The sequence below is a fragment of the Streptomyces sp. NPDC030814 genome, assembly GCF_055572155.1.
Map to the genome: position 1 here is coordinate 143,340 of NZ_JBVIDX010000009.1, position 21,842 is coordinate 165,181.

Consider the following 21,842-nt stretch of genomic DNA (forward strand, 5'->3'; position numbering starts at 1 on the left):
GCGTGGGCTTGAGGCGGTGGTCCGGGGTGCGGGGCTTAGACGCCGTCTCATTTGGTGAGTCTGCGGTAGCAGATGAGGCTGCAGGCGATGGCGGTGAAGGCCAGGAAGTGTTCGGGCTTGCGTTCGTAGCGGCGGTGCAGACGGCGGCAGCCGCCCAGCCAGGACATCGTGCGCTCGATCGTCCAGCGATGCCGGCCCAGCCGGGTGGAGGACTCGATGCCCTTGCGGGCGATGCGGTGCCGGATGCCTCGCTTGCGTAGCCATCGGCGCAGGTGGTCGTAGTCGTAGCCCTTGTCCGCGTGCAGCTTGGCGGGGCGCCGTCTGCGCGGGCCGCGGCGGGAGCGGATCGGCGGGATACCGCGCACGAGCGGCTCGAGCGCCTGGCTGTCGTGCAGGTTCGCGCCGGAGATCCCCATCGAGAGGGGTAAACCGGTCCGCTCGGTGATCAAGTGGATCTTCGAGCCCTTCTTGCCCCGGTCCACAGGATTCGGACCTGTCAGGTCCCCCCTTTCAAGGCCCGCATGTTCACCGAGTCGATCGCGCACCGAGACCAGTCCAGCTCTCCGCGCGAGCCCAGTTCGTCGAGGATGAGGCGGTGCAGCTTCGCCCAGACCCGGGCGGCGGTCCACTCGGTGAAGCGCCGGTGCGCGGTCGGCCCCGACGGGCCGAAGACCGGCGGTAGCTGCCGCCAGGTGCAGCCCGTCGTGGCCACGAAGATGATCGCGGCCAGTACCTCGCGATCCCCATACCGCCGCCGACCGCCACCCTGCGGCCGCGATGGAGCAGGCGGAACCACCCGCTCGAACAGCTCCCACAACTCGTCCGGTACCAAGCGCTCAACCATCACCACGCCGTGCAGACTACCCAGCACCCCAAATGAGACGACACCTTAGCCGTAGTCGGGTTCGGCAACAGCAATGTCTCTGCAGGGAGTGAAGGGACTCCACGGCCGAGGTCCACGGTGCAGTACCCGATCCGGTTCGACAACGTCCCTGCTGTGCGGATCCCGGAACCTCGTCCCACGGTGTCGTACCCGATCCGGTGGGAGCGGTGACCCGGCGGCGGCCGCCGGCGCGGCGGCGTACGAGGCGGCCCAGCAAGAGACAGCAGCAGCGAGACGCGCAGCTGTTCACCTTCTTCGTGGTGGCGGCTGCCGGCATCGGTCTCGTGGTGACGGTGGTCAACTGGCTGCTGGCGCACTGGTGGGTGCTCGTCGCGGTCCTGGTGCTCGCCCTGGTGGCGGGTCTCGGCTGGCTCTACCAGCGCCAGCAGCGGGCTCAATGGGAGGCGGTGCGGGCCCAGGGCCTGCGCTACGGACTGCCTCAGCTGGACGCGCTGCACCATTCCCGGTTCGAGGATGCGATCCGGGACCTGATGCAGCGGGACGGCTGCCGGGATGCTCAGCGGGTCGGCGGCCGCGGGGACCTGGGCGCGGACGTGAAGGCCACCGACCCGTTCGGGCGGTGCTGGGTGATCCAGTGCAAGCACCGCCGCAACGGCGCTCAGGGCTCAGCGGTGGGCACGCCTGATCTGCAGGTGCTCAACGGAACGGCCCGGCAAGTGCACGGGGCGGACGTCGCGGTCATCGTCACGAACGGCCGGGTGACCGGTCCGGCCGTGGCCTTCGCCAAGCAACAGCGGCTGCACGTCGTCGACCGCCAGACGCTGGCCGTGTGGGCCTCGGGCTCCCGACCGCTGTGGGAGCTGCTGCAGGCAGTGCCGCCCCCTCGTCGCCCCACCCCTTCGGTCGGTTGCGTGGATGTATGGCGGCCTCTGGCCGCCCGCGCACGCACCCACGCCGCCAGGGGCCGTTATGGCTGGTTGTTCAGTAGCCGACGGTGAAGCGTCGGTTGAGGTGGCGGGGGTTTTCGATCTCGTCGACGAGTGCGGCGGCGTAGTCCTCGTAGGAGATGCGGGCCTGGCCGTCGTCGCCGACGACGGGGTGGTCGAGGCCGGTGCGGTAGTGGCCGGAACGCGTGCCGGGGGCGAAGTGGACCGGGGGCGGGGACAGGTAGGTCCAGGTCACGTCGTCGCCGAGGGCGAGGTAGGCGTCGAGTGCGCGGATCTGGCCGATGGCGTAGGGCTTGAACTCCTCGGGGAAGCCGGGGGCGTCGAAGAAGCGCACGCCCTCGCTGTTGAGGAGGCTCGCGCCGCCGCCCATGTGGAGGATGCGCGGGCCGGCCAGGCCCAGGGCGCGGGCGGCCGATGCGGCGGCGGAGACGGCGTTCGTGTAGAGGGCGGCTTCCGGGCCGCCGACGGTCAGGACGATCACATCGGCGTCCTTGGCGAGGGCGGCGACGGACTCGGGGTCGGTGACGTCGCCAGCAGTCGCCTGCACGCCGTCGGGGAGGACCGACAGTGCGTCGAGGTCGCGGACGACGGCGGTGACCTGGTGGCCGCGGGCGGCGGCCTCGGCGACGACGCGGGAGCCGGCCTTTCCGGCGGCGCCGAACACGGTGATCCTGCTCATGTTGGGGGTTTCTTTCACTAGAGGGGGCGATGGTCAGGCGTTGTCGGTACTGAAGAGGTACTGGTTGCCGATGTCGATCAGGAACGCACCGCCGAAGCCTCGATGACGCGTCGTGATGGCCTGCTTGTACGCCTCGCCGTCGTCGCCGAGCAGCTCGGCCGCATCAGCGAGGTAGCGGCGCAGCTGGTCAAAGACCTCGGGGCCGGCAGGCAGGCCGTGGCCAGGCAGGACGGTGCCGTAGGCGGGGTCGGCGGCGAGCTCATCGACGGCCTTGATCCAACCGGGAATGTCGTTGTTACCCAGGAAGAGGTGGGTGGCGTGGTAGACGAGGTCCTGGGCAACCAGCACCCCATGCTCGGGAAGCTTGATCACCAGCTCGTCGGCGGCCTCGCCGCCACTGTGGCTCTCGAAAACGAACGGCACGCCGTCGATGACCTGCGTGCCCGGTACGACCTCCACGGTCGGCGTCATGTCCGCGACCGGGATCACCGCGCCCGTCGGGTCCTGGCTGTCGCCCTGGGCGGCGATCTGCTCGCGTACCGCGGCCAGCGCGTGCACGGGGGCGCCAAAGCGGGCGGCGCCGTGGAAGTGGTCCGGGTGGGCGTGGGTGATGATCACCCGGTCCAGTGGCTTGCCCAGGCCGCGCGCGTAGGCGACGACCTCGTCGGCGTAGGCCAGGGCGTACTGGGCGTCCACGGCGATCACTCGCGCCGGAGTCTCGATCAGCTGAGTGGTGACGTTGAGGCTGTCATCGGGGGCCATGTAGCTGTGGATGCGCACCGTGCCCCTGTCGATGACCGTCATGGTGCCGTTCATGGTCTGCGTCCTTCTGGTGGGTCGAGGTCCTTGTTCGTACTCGCCTTCCACTGTCCGGGTAAAACCACAGGCCAGCGAGGTACGGTGGAGACGTGTCATGGTCAGAAACGGACAGGAAGGGCAGCGATAGAAGCCATGCCCCCGAGCCTGCGGGCGGGGAGGCCATCCCCGGGTTCGGCTTCAACCCGCCCAGCGCCCCGGTTCCCGGCATCGAGATCACCGACCTGTCCGCGCTGCACCGCAGGGTCGCCGACGGCAGCCTGCAACGGGTCCACCGCGCCGACTTCCACTCCCTCACCCTGATCATGCAGGGCAGTGCCGAGCACACCATCGACTTCGTTGCCTACCCGTGCCGGCCCGGCACCCTGCTGTGGGTCCGCCCCGGCCAGGTGCAACGCTTTGCCGAGCCCGGCCGGATGAACGGCACGCACCTGCTGTTCACCCCCGCCTTCCCCGAGGCGACGGCGGCTGCCAGCCGCCTCGCCGACGACTGGTCCGCCCCCAACTGCTGGCAACTGGGCACCAGCAGCGACTACGCCGCCACCTCCGCCCTGCTCGCCCGACTCCATGCCGAATACCGTCGCCCCGACGGCGCGTCCCGCGAGATCCTGCGCCTGCTGCTGGCCGCACTGCTACTGCACATCGACCGCCTCCCCCGCCAAGGTGCGCCCGCCGACCCCCACGCCGGCGGCGAGGTCTACGCCCGCTTCCACGCCGAACTGGAACGCTCCTACGCCACCACCCGGCGTGCCGAGGACTACGCCAACCGCCTCGGCTACACCGTCAAGACCCTCACCCGTGCCTGCCAGGCAGCCACCGGACGATCTGTCAAACACGTCATCGACACCCGCGTCACGCTCCAGGCGCAGCGGCTTCTCGCGCACACCGACGAACCCGTCGCCACCATCGCACGCCGCCTCGGTTTCTCCGAACCCACCAACTTCGGCAAGTTCTTCACCCGCCACACCGGCGCCAGCCCTGGCGACTTCCGTCGCGCCCAGCAGGCCATCGCCGCACCTCCGGGCGAAGACAACGGACCCGCTGCGCACGATCTGTCCGAACTGTGACCAACCCCCGTCCCGCCGCAGGGAATCCGTTCGGATCCGATGGTGATCGCCGGCAGGGCTTGCCGACAGCGAGGGCTCGATCCTCCGTGCGCGACTCGCTCCAGGGTCCACAGGTCGGCCTCGAAACCATGAGCCTGAGCTCCTCGCGCCAATGCGGCCCGGACAGTCTCGACCTGGGCGTCGTCCAGTTTGGGCGGGCGACCGGTGGCCGCACGCCGCCGCAGGGCCGAAACGCCGCCCTGCTCCCACACCCGACGCCAACGCCGCACACTCTCGGCACACACACCCACCGCCCGCGCGATCGCCGCATTCGAGGCGCCCTCCTCGAACAACTCGACCGCCCGAACACGCCGTGCCTCCGCCAACTGAGGCCGCGACAAAGGAGGAAGAGACGAGCTGGCATCTGAAGGCGAGGGTCGATAAGCCACCCCGGAAGCCTCCCACTCACAAGGTCAGCACATCCACCGAACTTACGAAAAGGTCAGTAAGGCGGTGGCCCGGGAGGGTGCGGGCTTGAGGGGGCCCGGAAGGGCGTGGGCCTGAGGCGGCGGTCCGGAGGAGTGTGGGGCCTGAGGCGGTGGACCGGGAGGGTGCGGGCTTGAGGGGGCCCGGAGGGATGTGGGGCTTGAGGCGGTGGCCCGGGGTGCGGGCCTGATGTGGTGGACCGGAAGGGCGCAGGCCGAGGCGGCCGGACCGTAGGGGCGGCGAGGCGGCGGCCGGGCGGTGCTGAGGTGGCTGCCGGAGGGATTTCGCGGCGGTCGGCCGCTGCCTCGCGGCATGCTCTCCCTGGGAGCGACCCCTGGCTCAGGCCTTCAGTCCGTTCACCGCCTCCAGGACCGGTGCCACCCCGTCCTCCGCCCCCAACTCCTCCGCGAGGGCCCGCGCCCGGCGGCCGTACGACGGGTCGGCGGTCGCCTGTCGCAACGCGGCGGCCAGGGCGTCGGCGGTGAAGCCGCGCAGCGGCACCGCTCCCGGTGACACCCCGAGGGCGACCAGCCGGGCCGCCCAGAAGGCTTCGTCGAACTGCACGGGAACGGGGACGGCGGGAACACCCGCGCGCAGGCCCGCCGCCGTGGTGCCGGCGCCCGCGTGGTGGACGACCGCCGCCATCCGGGGGAAGAGCAGGGAGTGCGGCACCTCGCCGATGGTGAGCATGTCGTCGCCCTCGCCCCGCAGTTCGCCCCAGCCGCGCTGGATCACCCCGCGCAGCCCGGCCGCCCGCAGGGCCCGTACGACCTCGTCACTCATCCGCTCGGCATCGGGCACCGTGGCACTGCCGAGACCCACGAAGACCGGCGCGGGCCCGGCATCGAGGAAGTCCACCAGCTCCGCGGGGAGCCGGTCCTCGAGGTCGTACGGCCACCAGTAACCGGTGACGTCCAGCCCGGGCCGCCAGTCGCGGGGCCGGGGCACCACCCGGGCACTGAAGCCGTGGAACACCGTCCACCCCCGCCGCTCCCGCTCCCGGGCCCGCCGCGCCGCGGTCCGCCCGGTGAGCGGCAGCCCGTACGCGGCGGGCAGTCTGCGCACCTCCTGCGTGAAGATCCACTCCATGGACATGTTCACCGCGTGTCCGGCCGCCCGGTTGAGGAAGGGCCCCCAAGACCGTACGCCGGTCATCGGCGGCGCGAACTCGCCCGTCGGCGCCAGAGGTTGGAGATTCATGCCGAAGCTCGGGATCGACAGTCCCTCGGCCACCGTGTGCCCGAACGGGGCGAGCGCACCGGCCAGCAGCATGGCGTCGCTGGCGCGGGCGGCGGCCACCAGGTCGTCGGCCATCCGCCCGACGGCATCGCGGGCCATCCTCACCGCCCGCAGCAGCTTCCCGGCGCCGGTGGTGCTGCGGTGCAGGTTCCGCCCGCGGTCCGACTCCAGCTCGGCCCGCGGGTCCACGGGCAGCGCGTGGAAGGTGAGTCCCGAGCCCGCCACCAGCGGCCGGAAGCGGTCGTGCGTCACGAGGGTGACCTCGTGCCCGGCCCGCACCAGCCTGTGACCCAACCCGGTGTACGGGGCCACGTCACCCCGGGAACCCGCCGTCATGATCGCTATCCGCACGCACGCCAGTATGGCGGCGCGACCGCGACCGAACAGACGGACGGACCGCGATGGCTCGAAAGGGCCGACTCTCGGCTCGCTCCCGGCCGCCGACCCCGCCGTAGGATGACCGGCCGCTGCGACGACTGACGGGGGGCCGATCGATGACGTACGAACGGAACGAGGTGATCCAGGGCCTGGCCCTGAACAGGGCCGCGAGCGCCGAGGTGCTGCTGCGGCTGTTGCACCCCGAGGCGAGGGCAGCATGGTTCTGGCTCTGCCAACGGGCAGGGCTGCCCGCCGCCTTGGTCGACGCGTTCGTGACCCACCCGGACTGGCGGATGCGCGCCGGTTTCGCCCGGAACGACGGTGCCTTGGCGGCCGACCGGGCACGGCTGGTGGACGACGCCGACCGCCGGGTGCTGCTGGAGCTGGCGCACGGCCCGGTGCCGTACCGTGGCGTCGCCGAACCCCTGCCCGACGCCGTCTACGCCCGACTGCTCGCCTCCGCAGACCCGGAGGTACGCGGTACGGCGGCGAGGTCGCCGAGCATCCCGGCCCGTGTCCTCGCCGGTCACGCCGGCCACGACGACCCCGGGGTCCGTACAGGGGTGTGCCGGGCCTGGGACGCGCTGACCCCGGCCGAACGGGAGGCACTGCTCGCCGACCCCGACGCCGCTGTACGCGGGGCGGCGGCCCGGGAGGCCTGCCGTACGGACCCCGCCCACACCGACGGCGTGCTCGCCGCCATGACGCCCTGTCACCGCCGGGAGATCCTGGCCGGGGCCTGCCTGTCCCGCGCCACCGCCGAGCACCTGATGGATCTCGACGACCCGTACGACCGGCAGATGCTGGCGGGCAATCCGTCCCTGCCGCCCGACCTGGTGGCGCGACTGGCCGTGGACCCCGAGCACGAGGTGCGCCGGGCGGTGTCGGCGCGCCCCGAACTGACCGAGGACCAACGTGCGGCCGTCGACTGCACCGTGCGGCGCTCGGACGCTCTGCGGCCCCTCGGCTGGGTTCTGCAGCTGGCCGGTGACTCGGACGCCCTGCGCGCCTGTGCGGCTTCCGCCCACCGCTGGCTGCGCAGGAGCGCGGCCGTCCACCCGGCGCTCCCGCCGGACCTCGTCGAACGGCTCGCCGTGGACGAGGACTTCGTGGTCCGGTTGATGATCTGCGAGTACCAGCCGGACGCACCGGCGGAGGCGTTGCTGCGGACGGTGCTGGAGTGGGACGGCCGCTCGGTCCTCGACATGCTGCGCATGCCGCAGTTCCCGAGGAAGGGTCTCGCCGAGTACGCCGACCACGAGGAACCCCGCTTGCGACGGCTGGCCGCGCACGACCCCGAGGCCTCACCGGAGCTGATCGAGCGTCTGACCCACGACGAGGCCGTGTGGGTGCGCCGCGCCGTCGCGTCCGATCCCCGGCTCACCCGGGTCCGGATCGAGGAACTGCTGAGGGACCCGGACACGGCCAGGCCCGCGGCCTCCAACCCCGAACTCGCCGAGGCCGACATGCACCGTCTGCTGGACCTGCTGGGGGTACCCGCCTGACGGCCGCGCCGTTGCTCGCGGAGGCCGACGGCCGCCCGGCTGCTCGCGCGGCCCGGCTACTCGTCCCAGGCCTGGAGCAGCGTATGGTCGACGATCTTGCCGTCGCGCAGGGTGATCATCGAGCTGGCCAGTACCCGCACACCGTCCGGGTACTCGCAGGACTCGGTGTAGGCGACCTGGTCGCCCTGGACGACGCACTGCTCCAGCTTGTGCGTCATGTCCCGGCTGCAGACCTCCTCCAGCATCTCGCCGATCTCCCCTCGGCCGTGCAGGACCTTGGGGTGGCTGGGCTGGGTGTTGCGGTCGACGACCCGTATCTCGGCGTCGTCGGCATAGAGCGACAGCAGGGTCGACGCGTCCGCCTGTTCGGTGCCTCGGCGCAGAATCTCGGTGTCGAAGGCGGGGCTTGCCGCGGTAGCCATGGGTGACCTCCTTGGAAGGCCGCGGCCCGACGGGGGACGGGCCGCGGGGGGCTCCTGCTATCGAGGCTCCTCCGCCGGGCCGAACCCGGCAAGCGCGAACCGAACCGGTTGAACGCTTGACTTTCTCGGGAGGCCGGGCAGAGCATCACAGAGGAGTAGCGTGAATTGATCTTCACTTTACGAACAAAACGGAGCGATTCCGCATACTCCCGTACCGTCGTCGACCGTACTCCGAGGAAGCCCCGCCCATGGCCATAACCCGTGACCTTCTGATCGGCGGCAAGGACGTACCCGCCGCGTCCGGCCGCACCACCGAGGACTTCGAGCCGTACACCGGGGAGGTGTACGCGAGGGTCGCGGCGGCCGGTCCGGAGGATGTCCGGCGGGCCGTGGACGCCGCCGACGCGGCGTTCGAGGACTGGGCGGCGCTCGCGCCCTTCGCCCGGCGGGCCGTCTTCTTCAAGGCCGCCGAACTGCTGGAGGCACGGGGCGAGCAGGTCGCCGAGATCATGGCGCAGGAGGCCGGCGGCACCCGTCCCTGGGCGCTGTTCAACGTGATGCTCGCCGCCAACATCCTGCGCGAGGCGGCGGCCGCGATCACCGCCCCGCGCGGCGAGGTGCTCAGCAGCCAGAAGGAGGGCGCGCTGAGCCTCGCGGTGCGTGAACCGCTCGGCGTGGTCGCGGCGTTCGCGCCGTGGAACGCGCCCGTCATCCTCGGTGTACGGGCCGTCGCGGCACCGCTGGCCGCGGGCAACACCGTCGTCGTCAAGCCCAGCGAGGACGCGCCCATCGCCTGCGGTCTGCTCGTCGCCGACGTGTTCCGGGAGGCCGGCCTGCCCGACGGTGTCCTCAATGTGATCACCAACGCGCCCGAGGACGCGGCCGAGATCGCCGAGGCACTGATCTCGGACGAGCGGGTGCGCGCGGTGAACTTCACCGGCTCCACCAACGTCGGACGGATCATCGGTGAGCACGCGGCCCGCCATCTCAAGCCCGCCGTCCTGGAGTTGGGCGGCAAGAACGCGGTCATCGTGCTCGACGACGCCGACGTGGACTACGCGGTCGACGCCGTCACCTTCAGCGTCTTCATGAACGCCGGACAGATCTGCATGTCCGGCGACCGGATCCTCGTCCACGAGTCGCTGGCCGAGGAGTTCGCCCAGAAGTTCACCGCCAAGGTCGCCACACTGCGCGCCGGCGACCCCGGTCACCCGCACACCGTGGTCGGGCCCCTGGTGAGCGCCTCCGCCGCCGAGCGGATCGCGGGGCTGGTGCGGGACGCCGTCGCCAAGGGAGCCACCGTCCTCACCGGGGGCGGCCGGCCCGAGGGCGCGGTGCACCCGGCGACCGTGCTCACGGACGTCCCCAAGGACGCCGAGCTCTACTACACCGAATCCTTCGGCCCGCTCTGCGTCCTGGAGACGTTCACCGAGGACGACACCGCGGTGAAGCTCGCCAACGACACCGACAACGGCCTGAGCTGCGGCATCATCACCGAGAACGCCACCCACGGTCTGGCCGTCGCCCGCCGGATCCGCACCGGCATCGTGCACATCAACGACCAGTCCGTGGCCGACGAGCCCCAGGTGCCCTTCGGCGGTGTGAAGGCCTCCGGCTACGGGCGGTTCGGCGGCCGCTGGGGCATCGAGTCCTTCTCCAACACCCGCTGGGTGACCATGTCCACCCAGCAGGCGCACTACCCGTTCTGAGCGACCGGGTCGGACGCCAGGAACTGTGTGGCCGCCAGCTCCGCGTACAGCGGGTCGGCGGCCACCAGTTCCCGGTGGGTGCCGACCGCGCGGACCCGCCCGGCGTCCATGACCACGATGCGGTCGGCCATCGTCACCGTCGACAGCCGGTGCGCCACCACCAGCACCGTCGTCGTCCGGGCCACGTCGGCGACCGTGTCGCGCAGCGCCGCCTCGTTGACCGCGTCCAGCTGACTGGTCGCCTCGTCGAGCAGCAGCAGACGCGGCCGCCGCAGCAGCGCACGGGCGATGGCGACGCGCTGGCGCTCACCCCCGGACAGCTTGGTGCCCCGATGGCCGACCAGGGTCTCCAGCCCCTGCGGCAGCTTGGCGACCAGGCCGTCCAGCCGGGTCGTCTTCAGCACCCGGCCGAGTTCGCCCTCGTCGGCCTCGGGGTTGCCCAGCAGCAGGTTGTCCCGCAGGGTGCCGGACAGCACCGGCGCGTCCTGCTCCACATAGCCGATCGCCGCCCGCAGCCGGGGCAGCTCCCACGCGGTGACGTCCCGGCCGTCGACCGTGATGACGCCCGCCTCCGGGTCGTAGAACCGCTCGATGAGCGAGAACACGGTGGTCTTGCCCGCGCCGGAGGGCCCGACGAACGCGGTCATGCCCCGCGCCGGGACCTCGAACGTCACTCCGTGGTGCACATACGGCAGGTCGTCGGCGTACCGGAAGCGGACATCGGTGAAGGCGAGTGCGGCGGGCTCGGTGTCGGGCCCGGGCAGCGGTGCGGGCCGGGCGGCAGGCTCGGCGGGCAGCCGCAGCGCCTCCTGGATGCGGGCGAGCGCGGCGGCACCCGTCTGGTACTGGGTGATGGCGCCCACGACCTGCTGTATCGGCGACATCAGATAGAACACGTACAACAGGAACGCGACCAGCGTGCCCACGTCGATCGCGCCGGTGGCGACCCGGGCGCCGCCCACCGCCAGCACCGTGATGAAGGCGATCTGCAGGGCGAGCCCGGCTGTGTTGCCCGCGGCCGCCGACCACTTGGCGGCCCGTACGCTCTGCCGCCACGACTCCTCTGCCGCCGCGTGCACGGTCTCCTCCTCACGGTGCTCGGCGCCGGACGCCTTCACCGTGCGCAGCGCGCCGAGGATCCGCTCCAGCGAGGCGCCCATCGCCCCGACCGCGTCCTGCGCCGCCCGGCTCGCCCGGTTGATGCGCGGCACGATCACCCCGAACACCACACCCGCGCCGAGGATCACGCCCAGCGTCACCGCCAGCAGCACCGGGTCGACGAAGCCCATCAGCACCACCGTCGCGACGAGGGTCAGTCCGCCGGTGCCGAGACCCACCAGGGTGTCGGTGGTGACCTCGCGCAGCAGGGTCGTGTCGGAGGTGATCCGCGCCATCAGGTCGCCCGGCTCGCTGCGGTCCACCGCCGTGATGCGCAGCCGCAGCAGATACGACGACAGGGTGCGCCGCGCGCCCAGCACCACCGACTCGGCGGTGCGCCGCAGCACGTACGAACCCAGCGCGCCCACCGCCGCGTTGCCCACGACCAGAGCCGACATCAGCAGCAACGCCCAGGTGATGGCCCGGTCGTGGGACAGGTCGTCGATCAGCTCCCGCGCCACCAGCGGCAGGGCGAGCCCGGTCGCTCCGGTGACCAGGGACAGCAGTGCGCCCAGCAGAAGTGCCCAGCGATGGGGCCGTACATAGCCGAGCAGCAGCCGCCAGTTGGGCTGCTGCTCGGCCTGGGGGTCAGTCGTGCTCACGACGCTCCTCGGCAGGTCGGTCGGGGAGTGGGGACCGGGCGCGGAGCTTCAGCCTACGTCGGTGGTGAGCGGTACCGGGAACGCCTTTTCGACCACCCGGCACGGAGTCGAGGCGCGGGTGGTTGGTGGTTTCTCGCGCAGTTCCCCCATTCGCACTCGCCGGCGAACCCGGCCCCCGGTCCGCGCGAGATTCCGCTACCGCGTGCCGGACGCCGCGAGCGCGGCAAGCGTCGTGTCGAGGTCGGCGGCGCGCGGGCGGTTGTGCGGCAGCCGCCCCAGCACCGCTCCCATGCCGCAGGTGTCGGTGAGCGCCGAGACGACGAGACCGCCCGCGATGCCCGCCGAGAGCACCTGCCAGGCCGGGTGGAGCAGCCCGAGGCCGAGTCCGACGAGCACCAGCGCGCCCGCGGTGAACCTGACCTGACGTTCCATCGCCCAGGTGGCCCGGGTGCCCCCGGCCGGGCGGTGCAGCTCATGGCCGTCGGCCGCCCAGGCGGTCGTGCCGCCGGCCAGGTCGGCCGTCGCGATGCCGCGCTCGGCGAGCAGGGCGCACGCCTTCGCGGACCGCGCGCCCGACCTGCAGACGATCAGCAGATCACCGCGTGCCGCCTGCAGCGCCGGCAGCGCGCGCTCCATCCGGTCGAGCGGGACGTTCAGGGCGCCGGGCAGATGCCCGGAGGCGTACTCGCCGGGCGTACGGACGTCGACGACGGTCAGCTCCGCCAGGCGCTCGCGGACCTCGGGGACGGAGAGGCGGCGTGGGGCGGAGGGAGTGAGGGGAGTGGTCATGGAATCCTGCGATCCTTTCCGGAGGGGGAGGTAAAATACCCCCAAGGGTATGTAGAGGAAGTGGGTCGGTCGTGGAGTTGCAGTTCGAGGGCGATGAGCTCAAGTCGGTTCTGAACCGGCTGCGCCGGGCGCAGGGGCAGATCTCAGGAGTGATCAAGATGATCGAGGAGGGACGCGACTGCGAGGACGTCGTCACCCAGCTCGCCGCGGCCTCCCGGGCCCTCGACCGCGCGGGCTTCGCGATCATCGCCACCGGTCTGCAGCAGTGCCTCACCGACACCGAGAAGAACGAGCGGAACGGGGAGACGACGGAGCAGATGCGGGCGCGGCTGGAGAAGCTGTTCCTGTCGCTGGCGTGAGGGACGGGGCGAACCCGGTCGACGGCGCCGTCCTGGGGCGGCCCGTACGGGGTGCCCCGACCGCGGGGTCAGATGAGCGCGTCGGCCAGCATGAGCGTGGCCACCGCCAGCAGTGCCCAGGCGAAGATCCGCCGCAGGGTGTCACCGGAGACCTTGCCCGCCAGCCGTCTGCCGTCCCAGGCGCCGAGGATCGCGGCCCCCGTGAACGGAGCGACGACCGCCCAGTCGAGGTTCGTGCTCGTCCCCGCGCGAGCGGCCAGCGCGGCCAGCGAGTTGACGGTGATCACGAGCAGGCTGGTGCCCACCGCGTCGCGCATCCGCAGCCCCACCACGTTCACCAGGGCCGGTACGGCGAGGAAGCCGCCGCCCACCCCGAGGACCCCGGTGACCGCGCCGAGCCCCGCGCCGGACGCGGCCACCCGGCTCGCCCGCACGGTCGGCTCCGCCGGGGGTGTGGCCGAGGGACGCAGCATCCGGTGGGCGGCGAGCCCGGCGACCAGGGCGAACGCCATGGTCAGCAGTCTGGCGGGCAGTTGAGCGCTCAGCGCTCCACCCAGGGCCGCGGGCACCAGACCGGCGGCCGCGAAGAGCATCCCGCCGCGCCAGCGGACCGCACCGGACCGGGCGTGCACGGCCAGCGCGGTCGCCGAGGTGAGCGTGACGATCACCAGACTCGCCGTCGTGGCCGCGGCCGGCCCGAACCCCAGCAGATAGACCAGCGCGGGCACGGCGAGCACACTGCCCCCGCCCCCCAACGCCCCGAGGGCCAGCCCGATCACACCCCCGGCAGCCAGGGCCAGAACGAGGGCGGTCATACGTGCGGGGCATCCGTCGACGCCGGCGAGGGAAGGACGGAGGCGCGGGCCGCAACGGCCCGCTCCCCGCGGGACCGGGGTGCCGTGCCGCCGCCTGGGCCGGGGGAACCGCCGGCCGGAACGAGGGGTGCCCCGGCTGGTCCGGGCGCCGGACCGACGCGTGGGGCGGCGGCGCCGGCCCCGGCAGCGGAGGTCCTGCCCGCGGAGCCGGTCGCCGATGCTGCGCTCTCCTCGGTGGGCCCGATCCCCGCAGTGGACTCGGCGGCGTCTGTCGTCGTCGCCCCTGCCCCGGTGGCCCCCGCCATGGGCAGCCCCGCCTCGGCCGCGTTCCCGAAGGTGTCGTCCACGGCGACGACCCGGTGGCCGGCCGCGTCGAGGAGGGAGGCGGCGATCGCGGCGCGCATGCCTCCGGCGCAGTGGACCCAGACCGTGCCGCCCGGTATCTCGGAAAGCCGTTCGCGCAGCCGGTGCACGGGGATGTGCATGGAGCCCGCGATGTGGCCGCCGGAGCGCTCGGAGTCGCGCCGGACGTCGAGGACGACGGTCCCCTGGACACCGTGCACCCGCGCCAGGTCGGCGAAGGTGCCCCGCGGGAACGACCGGGGGCGCTCCCCCTCGCGCAGCCAGTCGTCCGGTGAGCCGGTCGCGGCCGCGGCGGGCCGGTCGATGCCGACCCGCACCAACTCCCGCTGTGCCGAGGCCAGTTGCTCGGGGGATGCGGCGAGCAACGTCACCGGCTTGCCCCACGGCAGCAGCCAGGCGAGATAGGTGGCGAGCTGCCCCTCCGCCTCGACGTTCACCGCCCCGGCCACATGCCCCTGTGCGAACGCGACGCGATTGCGCAGATCCACGACCCACTCGCCCGCAGCCAGCCGGGCGGCGATCTCCTCGGCGTCCGCCGGGGCGGGCGGCGTCAGGTCCACCGGGGCGGGACCCCGCGCGTTCACGGGACCCATCTGCGCGTAGTACGCCGGAATGTCGTCGAGGTCGGCCAGGAGATCGGCGACGAACGTCTCCACGTCCTTGACCAGCGCCTCGTTGGCGACCCGCTCGTGCCCGACGGTCGTCCCCCCGCCCGTCGCCCGCCCGGCGGAACAGAAGCTCCCGAAGCCGTGCGTGGGCAGCACGGCCGTCTCCTGTGGCAAGGCGTCGGCCAGCCGGCGCACCGAGGCGTGCTGCGCGCGGGCGAGCTCACCGGTCAGCCGGGGCTCGACGAGATCGGGGCGGCCCACTGTGCCGATGAGCAGGGACCCGCCGGTGAACACGGCCGCCGCCCGGCCGCCCTCCTCGAGGACGTACGCGGTGTGGTGCGGGGTGTGTCCCGGGGTGGCGACGGCGCGCAGGGTCAGTTCCGCGTCGATCTTCACCGTGTCGCCGTCGTGCACCGGCACCCGTTCGTACGCGACCCGCGCCCCGGCGGGCACCAGGTACGCGGCGCCGGTCAGCCGGGCCAGCTCCAGACCGCCGGTGACGTAGTCGTTGTGGACATGAGTCTCGACGACGTACGCGATCCGCACACCCCGCCGGGCGGCGGCCGTGATCATCCGGTCGATGTCGCGCGGCGGATCGACCACCACGGCACCCCGCGGACCGCCCGCCAGGTAGCTGCGGTTGCCCAGCCCGGGCACCTCGATCGTGTCGACGAAGTACACGGCAGCGCTCCTCTCCTCGTTCCGGCAGCAGATGCCTGAGAACCTTTGTGTGAAGTACCCCGGGGGGTATGTTCGCAACCGTAGCAGAAATACCCAGGGGGGTATCCAGAGGTTCGAGGTATGGGGGGCGGAGCGGGCTTCAGGCATCCGGCGGGGCCGAGTTTTTCGGCCACGCAACCACCCGTACCGGAGGGCCTACCCGCTGGTCAGTCCGTAGGGTGACCGTGGACGGGAGACCGTCCGTACGGAACGACGGAAGGGTTCACCATGGCGCAGGAAGTACGCGGCGTGATCGCACCGGGCAAGAACGAACCGGTGCGGATCGAGACGATCGTCGTGCCCGATCCGGGGCCCGGGGAGGCCGTGGTGAAGGTGCAGGCGTGCGGGGTGTGCCACACCGATCTTCACTACAAGCAGGGCGGCATCAACGACGACTTCCCCTTCCTGCTCGGCCATGAGGCGGCGGGGCTGGTGGAGTCGGTCGGCGAAGGCGTCACGGACGTCGCGCCAGGCGACTTCGTCATCCTCAACTGGCGTGCTGTGTGCGGCAATTGCCGCGCCTGTCGACGGGGCCGACCCTGGTACTGCTTCGCCACGCACAACGCCACGCAGAAGATGACCCTCGCCTCCACCGGCCAGGAGCTGTCGCCCGCCCTCGGTATCGGCGCCTTCGCCGAGAAGACGCTCGTCGCCGCCGGGCAGTGCACCAAGGTCGACCCGGCCGCCTCCCCGGCGGTCGCCGGTCTGCTGGGCTGCGGGGTGATGGCCGGTATCGGCGCGGCGATCAACACCGGCAACGTGGGCCGGGGCGACAGCGTCGCCGTGATCGGCTGCGGCGGCGTCGGGGACGCGGCCATCGCCGGGTCCCTGCTGGCCGGCGCCGAGAAGATCATCGCTGTCGACATCGACGACCGGAAGCTGAGCACCGCCAAGAAGATCGGTGCCACCCACACCGTCAACTCCCGCGAGAACGACCCCGTCGAGGCGATCCGCGAGCTGACCGGCGGCTTCGGCGCAGACGTCGTCATCGAGGCGGTGGGCCGCCCGGAGACCTACCAGCAGGCGTTCTACGCCCGTGACCTCGCCGGCACGGTCGTCCTCGTCGGCGTTCCCACCCCCGACATGAAGCTGGAACTCCCGCTCCTCGACGTGTTCGGCCGGGGCGGCGCCCTGAAGTCCTCCTGGTACGGCGACTGCCTGCCCGACCGTGACTTCCCCATGCTGATCAACCTCTATCTCCAGGGCCGCCTGGACCTGGAGGCGTTCGTCACCGAGACCATCGGACTCGACGACGTGGAGAAGGCGTTCGAGCGGATGCACGCCGGGGACGTCCTGCGTTCGGTGGTGACCCTCTGATGGCCGTCCGGATCGAACACCTCGTCACGTCCGGCACGTTCAGCCTGGACGGTGGCACCTGGGACGTCGACAACAACGTGTGGATCGTCGGCGACGACCACGAGGTCGTCGTCATCGACGCCGCCCATGACGCCGGCGCCATCGCCGAGGCCATCGGCGACCGCAGGCTGACGGCCATCATCTGCACCCACGCCCACAACGACCACATCGACGCCGCGCCCGCCCTGGCCGAGCGCACCGGCGCCCCCATCTGGCTCCACCCCGACGACATGCCGCTGTGGAAGCAGACCCATCCCGACCGGCAGCCCGACCACTGGCTTGCCGACGGCCAGGTCATCGAGACCGCCGGCGCCGACCTCACCGTGCTGCACACCCCCGGACACGCCCCGGGCGCCGTGTGCCTCTACGACCCGGGCCTCGGGACGGTCTTCACCGGCGACACCCTCTTCGCGGGCGGCCCCGGCGCCACCGGCCGCTCCTACTCCCACTTCCCGACCATCATCGGTTCCATCCGCGACCGCCTGCTGACCCTGCCGCCCGACACGGTCGTCCGCACCGGTCACGGCGACAGCACCACCATCGGGGCCGAGGCCCCGAACCTCCAGGAGTGGATCGACCGGGGTCACTGAGCCACCGCCGTGTCCGTCTCCGCACCCGCGGCCCCGCGTGGTGCCGGCTGCCGCGAAGGCATGGCAGTCGGCGCCACCGGGCGTCGCAGGCGCACGAGGCGGGGCGGGGTGTGCCTCAAGGCTGCCGACGGGGCGTCCGCTGGTTCGCCTCAGCCCCTCGCCGCCATGACTGGGACAAGGAGCGCGGTGACGTTGTCCCGGCCGCCGGCCTCCAGGGCGTACGACACCAGCGCCCGCGCCCCGGACAACGGCCCGGACCCGCGCACCAGGGCCCTGAGCCCGGCCGCGTCCGGCAGATACCGCCACAGGCCGTCCGTGCACAGCAGCAACCGCCCCGCACACCCCGGCCGACAACTCCGGACCTGCGGCACGGTCTCGTCCGCGTCGCGGCCCAGCCAGGCGGTGAGGGCGTCCAGGTCGCCTGTGTCGTCCTCGGTGAGCGCCATGCCGGGGCCCTCGTCCGGCAGCCAGTAGGCACGGCTGTCACCGACCGAGGCGCTCCAGATGCCCTCCGGTCCCACGACGCCCGCCACCCAGGTGCACGCCGGCGCGACCGCGTGCCGTTCCCGGGCCTGCGCCAGCCCCGCGACCGCCCGCCCCGCGCGACCGGCGGCCTCGACGAGTGCGACCTCCGGCAGCACACCGGAATCCAGCAGCCTCGCAAGCGAGGTGGCGCTCACCTCGGCCGCGACCCGGGCGGCCCGCTCGGCACGCGGCGCCATCGACACACCGTCGCAGACGACACCGGTCGTCCACGCCCCGCACCTCACCAGCGCCATCGCGTCCGCGTTGATCTCGCGCCGCAGGCCACGGTCGCTCACCCCGGCCGCACCGCTGTCGTCCTCGATCTCCAGGTGCGCGCGGAAGGCGGCCTGGGCCTCGCCGCAGTCCCAGCAGTGCCCATCCGGGGCGACTGTTCCTCCACACCGCACGCAGGGCGCCGTCTCGTCCATGATCCGCGCATCCTGCCAGGTGCACTCGTCACGGGAAAGCGAGAAAAGGCGACAGAAGGTGTCCGGCTTCTCGGAGAGGCTCGTGTCGAGGGCGCCGGGCCGTACCCGGCGTCGGCCAAGGTGCCGTACGTACAGGAGTCGGCCAAGGTGCCGTACGTACAGGAGGTCGGGCATGGTGAAACCGTTGGACGGCAAGGTCGCATTGGTGGCGGGAGCGACACGCGGAGCGGGGCGCGGGATCGCGGTCGAACTGGGGGCGGCCGGGGCGACGGTGTACGTGACAGGGCGCAGTACACGGCAGCGGCGGTCGGAGTACGACCGTCCGGAAACGCTGGAGGACACGGCCGACCTGGTCACCGAGGCGGGCGGACGCGGCATCGCCGTCCCCACGGACCACCTCGAACCGGACCAGGTGAAGGCCCTGGTGGACCGGATCGACAAGGAGCAGGGCCGGCTCGACGTCCTGGTCAACGACATCTGGGGCGGCGAGAAGCTCTTCGCATGGGACGCCCCGGTCTGGGAGCACGACCTCGACAACGGGCTGCGGCTGCTGCGGCTCGCCGTGGAGACCCATGCGATCACCAGCCACCACGCGCTGCCCCTGCTGCTGCGTCACCCCGGCGGCCTCGTCATCGAGATGACCGACGGCACCGCCGACTACAACCGCGACACCTACCGCGTCTCCTTCTTCTACGACCTCGCCAAGGCCTCCGTCCTGCGCATGGCCTTCGCCCTCGGCCACGAACTCGGCCCGCGCGGCGCCACCGCCGTCGCCCTCACCCCGGGCTGGCTCCGCTCGGAGATGATGCTCGACGGCTTCGGCGTCACCGAGGACAACTGGCGCGACGCCCTGGACCGCGTCCCCCACTTCGCCATCTCCGAGACCCCGCGCTACGTCGGCCGAGCGGTCGTCGCCCTCGCCGCCGACCCGGACGTCGCCCGCCACAACGGCGCGTCCTTCTCCAGCGGCGGCCTCGCCCAGGTGTACGGCTTCACCGACCTGGACGGAAGCCGCCCGGACGCCTGGCGCTACCTCGTCGAGGTCCAGGACGCGGACAAGCCCGCCGACACCACCGGCTACCGCTGACCTCCGGGCGCCGACGGCAGCTGCCAGCGTGCCGAGTGGCCCGGTGGCAGCGCCAGATCCTCCCGTACGGCGGAGTAGTAGCCCTCGCGCCCGGCGCGCTGGCGGTCCAGCAGGGCCTGCCACGCGCGCGGGTCCCGGGTCCCGGCTCGCAGGAACTCCTCCATCTCCAGCACCACGACGACCCAGGCCCGTGCCCTCTCCACGACCTCCGGGCTGCCGAGGAGGAGAAGCGCCTCACCGGAAGGATCCCGGGCGACGGTCGCCTCCGCCTGGAGCGGCGCGGCCTCCTCCGGGGACAGCGGGTGGGGATGCGGATCGTTGCCGAAGTAGGAGGCAACCCGGTAGGCCAGGGTGACGGACTGCTTCAAGGCCCGGGCCCAGTCCGCGTACACCGTGAGGCGGCGCTCCTCCCACCGCGCGGCCTGCTCACGGCGGAAGCGGACCTGGTCGCCCCGCATGACCACGAGATACGAACCCAACGCGCCGATCACCACGCCGAGCAGCGCCGGGAGTTGCTGGATGAAGGTTGACATGCCCGCACCGTAACGGGGCCACGCCCGCGTCGCGTCCGTCGTGGTGATCGCCCGCGCAGTACGTTCTGCCGTATGCATGCGCAGGGACGCTTCGAGGGGTACGGCGTGCTCCTCACGGGTGCGGCACGGGGCATCGGGGCGGCCACCGCCCGGCGACTGGCCGAGGAGGGCGCCCGGGTCCTCGTCACCGACGTGGACCTGCCGGCGGCCGAACGGACCGTGACGGACCTGCGTGGCCGGGGACTGGCGGTGCACGCCTTCCCCTGCGACGTCGGCGACCGGGACTCCGTCGAGGCGGCCGTAGCCCACGCCGTGGACACGTTCGGCTCGCTCGACGTGCTCGTGAACAACGCCTTCGGCTGCACTCCGGACGAGCCGCTCTTCGAGGACACCTCCGACGAGACCTGGGACCATGACCTCGACCTGACCCTCACGAGCGCGTTCCGCTGCTCCCGCGCCGCGCTGCCGCACCTGGTGGCCTCCGGGCGCGGGGCGATCGTCAACATCGGCTCCGTCAACGGCCTCCAGGACTTCGGCAACCACGCCTACAGCGCCGCCAAGGCGGGCCTCGTCTCACTGACCCGCACTCTCGCCGGGGACGCCGCGCCGCGCGGTGTCCGCGTCAATCTGGTGGCCCCGGGCACGGTCCGCACCTCCGGCTGGGCGGGCCGCGAGGCCCACCTCGACGCCCTGGGCGAGATCTATCCGCTGGGCCGGGTCGGCGAACCGGAGGACATCGCGGCGGCCGTCGCGTTCCTGGCCTCCCGGGACGCCGCCTGGATCACCGGGACGACCCTCCGGGTCGACGGCGGCCTGCTGGCCGTGAACACCTCCTTCGCGCGGGTGGCACGCGCCTGGCGCGAGGAGGAGCGTGCGGCTGGTGAGGACGGGTAGCACGGCGGCACATGCAGAGCTCACCGACGGCTTCGACGGGCTCACGCACGGCGGCCGCGGCACTACCCCATCGCCTCGACGATCCCGTCCCACAGGCGGGACCTCGCCTCAAGGGCGAGGGTCGCCGTCTCCACGGCCTCCTCCCACCGCTTGTCCTCGTCCCCGCACAGATCCGCCACCATGGCCATAGCCATCGGGGTGTGCTCCTCACCGTCGACCTCGATGTGCCGCGCGAGATAGTCGCAGAACAGGGGGAACCGATCGGCCCCGTCCGTCTTGATCACCTGGTCGAACATGTCGGGGATCAGGTCCTCCCGCGAGAACGCGAACGCGGCGGCCCGGCAGTGCAACGGGCGCTCCCCGATGATCTCGAACGTCGTCCGGACGAACTCCGCGGCGGGGACCGGCACCTGGGCGACCCGCAGGGCGGCCGGGACGGCATGGCCCTCCCCGACGAGCCCCAGGAACGTGTCGAGGCGGGCGGTGCCGGCGCCGGCCTCGGCCATGCCCGCCCGGTACAGCTCGAAGTGACTGGTGAACCCGCCGTTCAGCTCGTCGCTCTCCTCCACCAGGACGATGTCGTTGATGAGCCGCCGGCTCACCTCCGAGCCACGCGGCACCCACGGAACGTCGACACAGGTCAGGTCCCGCTGGAGGGACTTGAGCAGGGACATGAAGTCCCACACCGCGAACACATGGTGCTCCATGAAGACGGCCATGTCGGCACGGCTGTCGATGCGCCGATAGATCGGATGCGTGGTGACCTCCTTTCGTACGGGTTCGATCGCGGCGCGCGCCCTGTCGATTCCCTCGTGGCGCATATCCCAGTCGTACCTGGACATGGCTCTCCCATTCTTTCCGGCGCTTATGCGCGGAGCATGAGGGTGATGGTGCGCCTTTCACGCTTTCCGCGGCAAGCGCTTCCGGAAAATGGTGAAAGCAAC

General features: G+C 72.1%; 20 protein-coding genes and 2 pseudogenes. 9 read left to right on the forward strand and 13 right to left on the reverse strand.

Annotated elements, in window-relative coordinates:
* Positions 1-47: 47 nt before the first annotated feature.
* Positions 48-844 (reverse strand): IS5 family transposase gene (locus tag ACZ43N_RS20695; RefSeq protein WP_468099230.1). Its coding sequence is split into 2 segments (ribosomal slippage): positions 48-506 and positions 509-844, totalling 795 coding nucleotides; the frame shifts between segments, so codons are not numbered across the junction.
* A 206-nt stretch (positions 845-1,050) separates the two neighbouring features.
* On the opposite strand from ACZ43N_RS20695, the gene ACZ43N_RS20700 reads away from it, so the two are divergent.
* Entirely contained in the window at positions 1,051-1,842 is a 792-nt protein-coding gene (locus tag ACZ43N_RS20700) for a restriction endonuclease (protein ID WP_468099232.1), read from the forward strand.
* Here ACZ43N_RS20700 and ACZ43N_RS20705 read toward each other — a convergent pair.
* Both ACZ43N_RS20705 and ACZ43N_RS20710 read right to left on the reverse strand, forming a co-directional pair.
* Positions 1,826-2,470 carry an NAD(P)-dependent oxidoreductase gene (locus tag ACZ43N_RS20705; protein WP_468099233.1) on the reverse strand — a complete coding sequence of 215 codons (645 nt, stop codon included), beginning with the start codon at positions 2,468-2,470 and terminating at the stop codon, positions 1,826-1,828. The genes ACZ43N_RS20700 and ACZ43N_RS20705 overlap by 17 nt on opposite strands.
* 33 nt (positions 2,471-2,503) lie before the next feature.
* On the reverse strand, positions 2,504-3,286 hold the full coding sequence (locus tag ACZ43N_RS20710) for an MBL fold metallo-hydrolase (protein WP_468099235.1): 783 nt from the start codon (positions 3,284-3,286) through the stop codon (positions 2,504-2,506).
* 92 nt (positions 3,287-3,378) lie between these two features.
* Here ACZ43N_RS20710 and ACZ43N_RS20715 point away from each other — a divergent pair, with 92 nt between their 5' ends.
* The gene (locus ACZ43N_RS20715; protein WP_468099237.1) at positions 3,379-4,353 is read left to right on the forward strand and encodes a helix-turn-helix domain-containing protein; all 975 of its coding nucleotides are present in this window, start codon (positions 3,379-3,381) and stop codon (positions 4,351-4,353) included.
* A 98-nt stretch (positions 4,354-4,451) separates the two neighbouring features.
* Here the strand turns inward: ACZ43N_RS20715 and ACZ43N_RS20720 are convergent.
* Positions 4,452-4,781 (reverse strand): annotated as a pseudogene (locus ACZ43N_RS20720) (helix-turn-helix domain-containing protein); the annotation flags it as partial.
* 376 nt (positions 4,782-5,157) lie between these two features.
* Entirely contained in the window at positions 5,158-6,393 is a 1,236-nt protein-coding gene (locus ACZ43N_RS20725) for a glycosyltransferase (protein ID WP_468099478.1), read from the reverse strand.
* A 158-nt stretch (positions 6,394-6,551) separates the two neighbouring features.
* On the opposite strand from ACZ43N_RS20725, the gene ACZ43N_RS20730 reads away from it, so the two are divergent.
* Positions 6,552-7,940, forward strand: coding sequence for a hypothetical protein (locus ACZ43N_RS20730; protein WP_468099238.1), 1,389 nt, complete (start codon positions 6,552-6,554; stop codon positions 7,938-7,940).
* 56 nt (positions 7,941-7,996) lie between these two features.
* Here ACZ43N_RS20730 and ACZ43N_RS20735 read toward each other — a convergent pair whose 3' ends face one another.
* Positions 7,997-8,362 carry a nuclear transport factor 2 family protein gene (locus ACZ43N_RS20735; protein WP_468099239.1) on the reverse strand — a complete coding sequence of 122 codons (366 nt, stop codon included), beginning with the start codon at positions 8,360-8,362 and terminating at the stop codon, positions 7,997-7,999.
* 248 nt (positions 8,363-8,610) lie between these two features.
* Here ACZ43N_RS20735 and ACZ43N_RS20740 point away from each other — a divergent pair, with 248 nt between their 5' ends.
* Complete coding sequence (locus tag ACZ43N_RS20740; RefSeq protein ID WP_468099241.1) at positions 8,611-10,071, forward strand: aldehyde dehydrogenase family protein; 1,461 nt, start codon at positions 8,611-8,613, stop codon at positions 10,069-10,071.
* Here the strand turns inward: ACZ43N_RS20740 and ACZ43N_RS20745 are convergent.
* Both ACZ43N_RS20745 and ACZ43N_RS20750 read right to left on the reverse strand, forming a co-directional pair.
* Positions 10,059-11,831 (reverse strand): ABC transporter ATP-binding protein, encoded by a 1,773-nt coding sequence (locus ACZ43N_RS20745; protein ID WP_468099243.1) that lies wholly within the window; start codon positions 11,829-11,831, stop codon positions 10,059-10,061. The two genes, ACZ43N_RS20740 and ACZ43N_RS20745, sit on opposite strands and share 13 nt — an antisense overlap.
* A 195-nt stretch (positions 11,832-12,026) precedes the next feature.
* Positions 12,027-12,620 (reverse strand): rhodanese-like domain-containing protein, encoded by a 594-nt coding sequence (locus ACZ43N_RS20750; RefSeq protein WP_468099245.1) that lies wholly within the window; start codon positions 12,618-12,620, stop codon positions 12,027-12,029.
* Positions 12,621-12,691: 71 nt separating this feature from the next.
* On the opposite strand from ACZ43N_RS20750, the gene ACZ43N_RS20755 reads away from it, so the two are divergent.
* Positions 12,692-12,979: a metal-sensitive transcriptional regulator gene (locus ACZ43N_RS20755; protein ID WP_468099247.1), complete on the forward strand. Its 288-nt coding sequence runs from the start codon at positions 12,692-12,694 to the stop codon at positions 12,977-12,979.
* A 68-nt stretch (positions 12,980-13,047) separates the two neighbouring features.
* Here ACZ43N_RS20755 and ACZ43N_RS20760 read toward each other — a convergent pair whose 3' ends face one another.
* Both ACZ43N_RS20760 and ACZ43N_RS20765 read right to left on the reverse strand, forming a co-directional pair.
* Entirely contained in the window at positions 13,048-13,794 is a 747-nt protein-coding gene (locus ACZ43N_RS20760; protein WP_468099249.1) for a sulfite exporter TauE/SafE family protein, read from the reverse strand.
* 296 nt (positions 13,795-14,090) lie between these two features.
* A pseudogene (locus ACZ43N_RS20765) lies at positions 14,091-15,446 on the reverse strand (MBL fold metallo-hydrolase); the annotation flags it as partial.
* 267 nt (positions 15,447-15,713) lie between these two features.
* Here ACZ43N_RS20765 and ACZ43N_RS20770 point away from each other — a divergent pair.
* On the forward strand, positions 15,714-16,802 hold the full coding sequence (locus ACZ43N_RS20770; RefSeq protein ID WP_468099250.1) for an S-(hydroxymethyl)mycothiol dehydrogenase: 1,089 nt from the start codon (positions 15,714-15,716) through the stop codon (positions 16,800-16,802).
* Entirely contained in the window at positions 16,802-17,431 is a 630-nt protein-coding gene (locus ACZ43N_RS20775; protein WP_468099252.1) for an MBL fold metallo-hydrolase, read from the forward strand. Before ACZ43N_RS20770 ends, ACZ43N_RS20775 begins: the two co-directional genes overlap by 1 nt.
* Before the next feature lie 149 nt (positions 17,432-17,580).
* Here the strand turns inward: ACZ43N_RS20775 and ACZ43N_RS20780 are convergent, their stop codons facing one another.
* On the reverse strand, positions 17,581-18,558 hold the full coding sequence (locus tag ACZ43N_RS20780; protein ID WP_468099254.1) for a PP2C family protein-serine/threonine phosphatase: 978 nt from the start codon (positions 18,556-18,558) through the stop codon (positions 17,581-17,583).
* On the opposite strand from ACZ43N_RS20780, the gene ACZ43N_RS20785 reads away from it, so the two are divergent.
* The gene (locus ACZ43N_RS20785) at positions 18,557-19,471 is read left to right on the forward strand and encodes an SDR family oxidoreductase (protein WP_468099256.1); all 915 of its coding nucleotides are present in this window, start codon (positions 18,557-18,559) and stop codon (positions 19,469-19,471) included. The two genes, ACZ43N_RS20780 and ACZ43N_RS20785, sit on opposite strands and share 2 nt — an antisense overlap.
* Here ACZ43N_RS20785 and ACZ43N_RS20790 read toward each other — a convergent pair.
* Positions 19,462-20,004, reverse strand: coding sequence for a hypothetical protein (locus tag ACZ43N_RS20790; protein ID WP_468099258.1), 543 nt, complete (start codon positions 20,002-20,004; stop codon positions 19,462-19,464). The two genes, ACZ43N_RS20785 and ACZ43N_RS20790, sit on opposite strands and share 10 nt — an antisense overlap.
* A gap of 72 nt (positions 20,005-20,076) precedes the next feature.
* Between ACZ43N_RS20790 and ACZ43N_RS20795 the strand changes: the two genes are divergently transcribed.
* On the forward strand, positions 20,077-20,898 hold the full coding sequence (locus ACZ43N_RS20795) for an SDR family NAD(P)-dependent oxidoreductase (RefSeq protein ID WP_468099259.1): 822 nt from the start codon (positions 20,077-20,079) through the stop codon (positions 20,896-20,898).
* 62 nt (positions 20,899-20,960) lie between these two features.
* Here the strand turns inward: ACZ43N_RS20795 and ACZ43N_RS20800 are convergent, their stop codons facing one another.
* Entirely contained in the window at positions 20,961-21,740 is a 780-nt protein-coding gene (locus ACZ43N_RS20800) for a DUF3050 domain-containing protein (RefSeq protein WP_468099260.1), read from the reverse strand.
* Between the last annotated feature and the right edge of the window lie 102 nt (positions 21,741-21,842).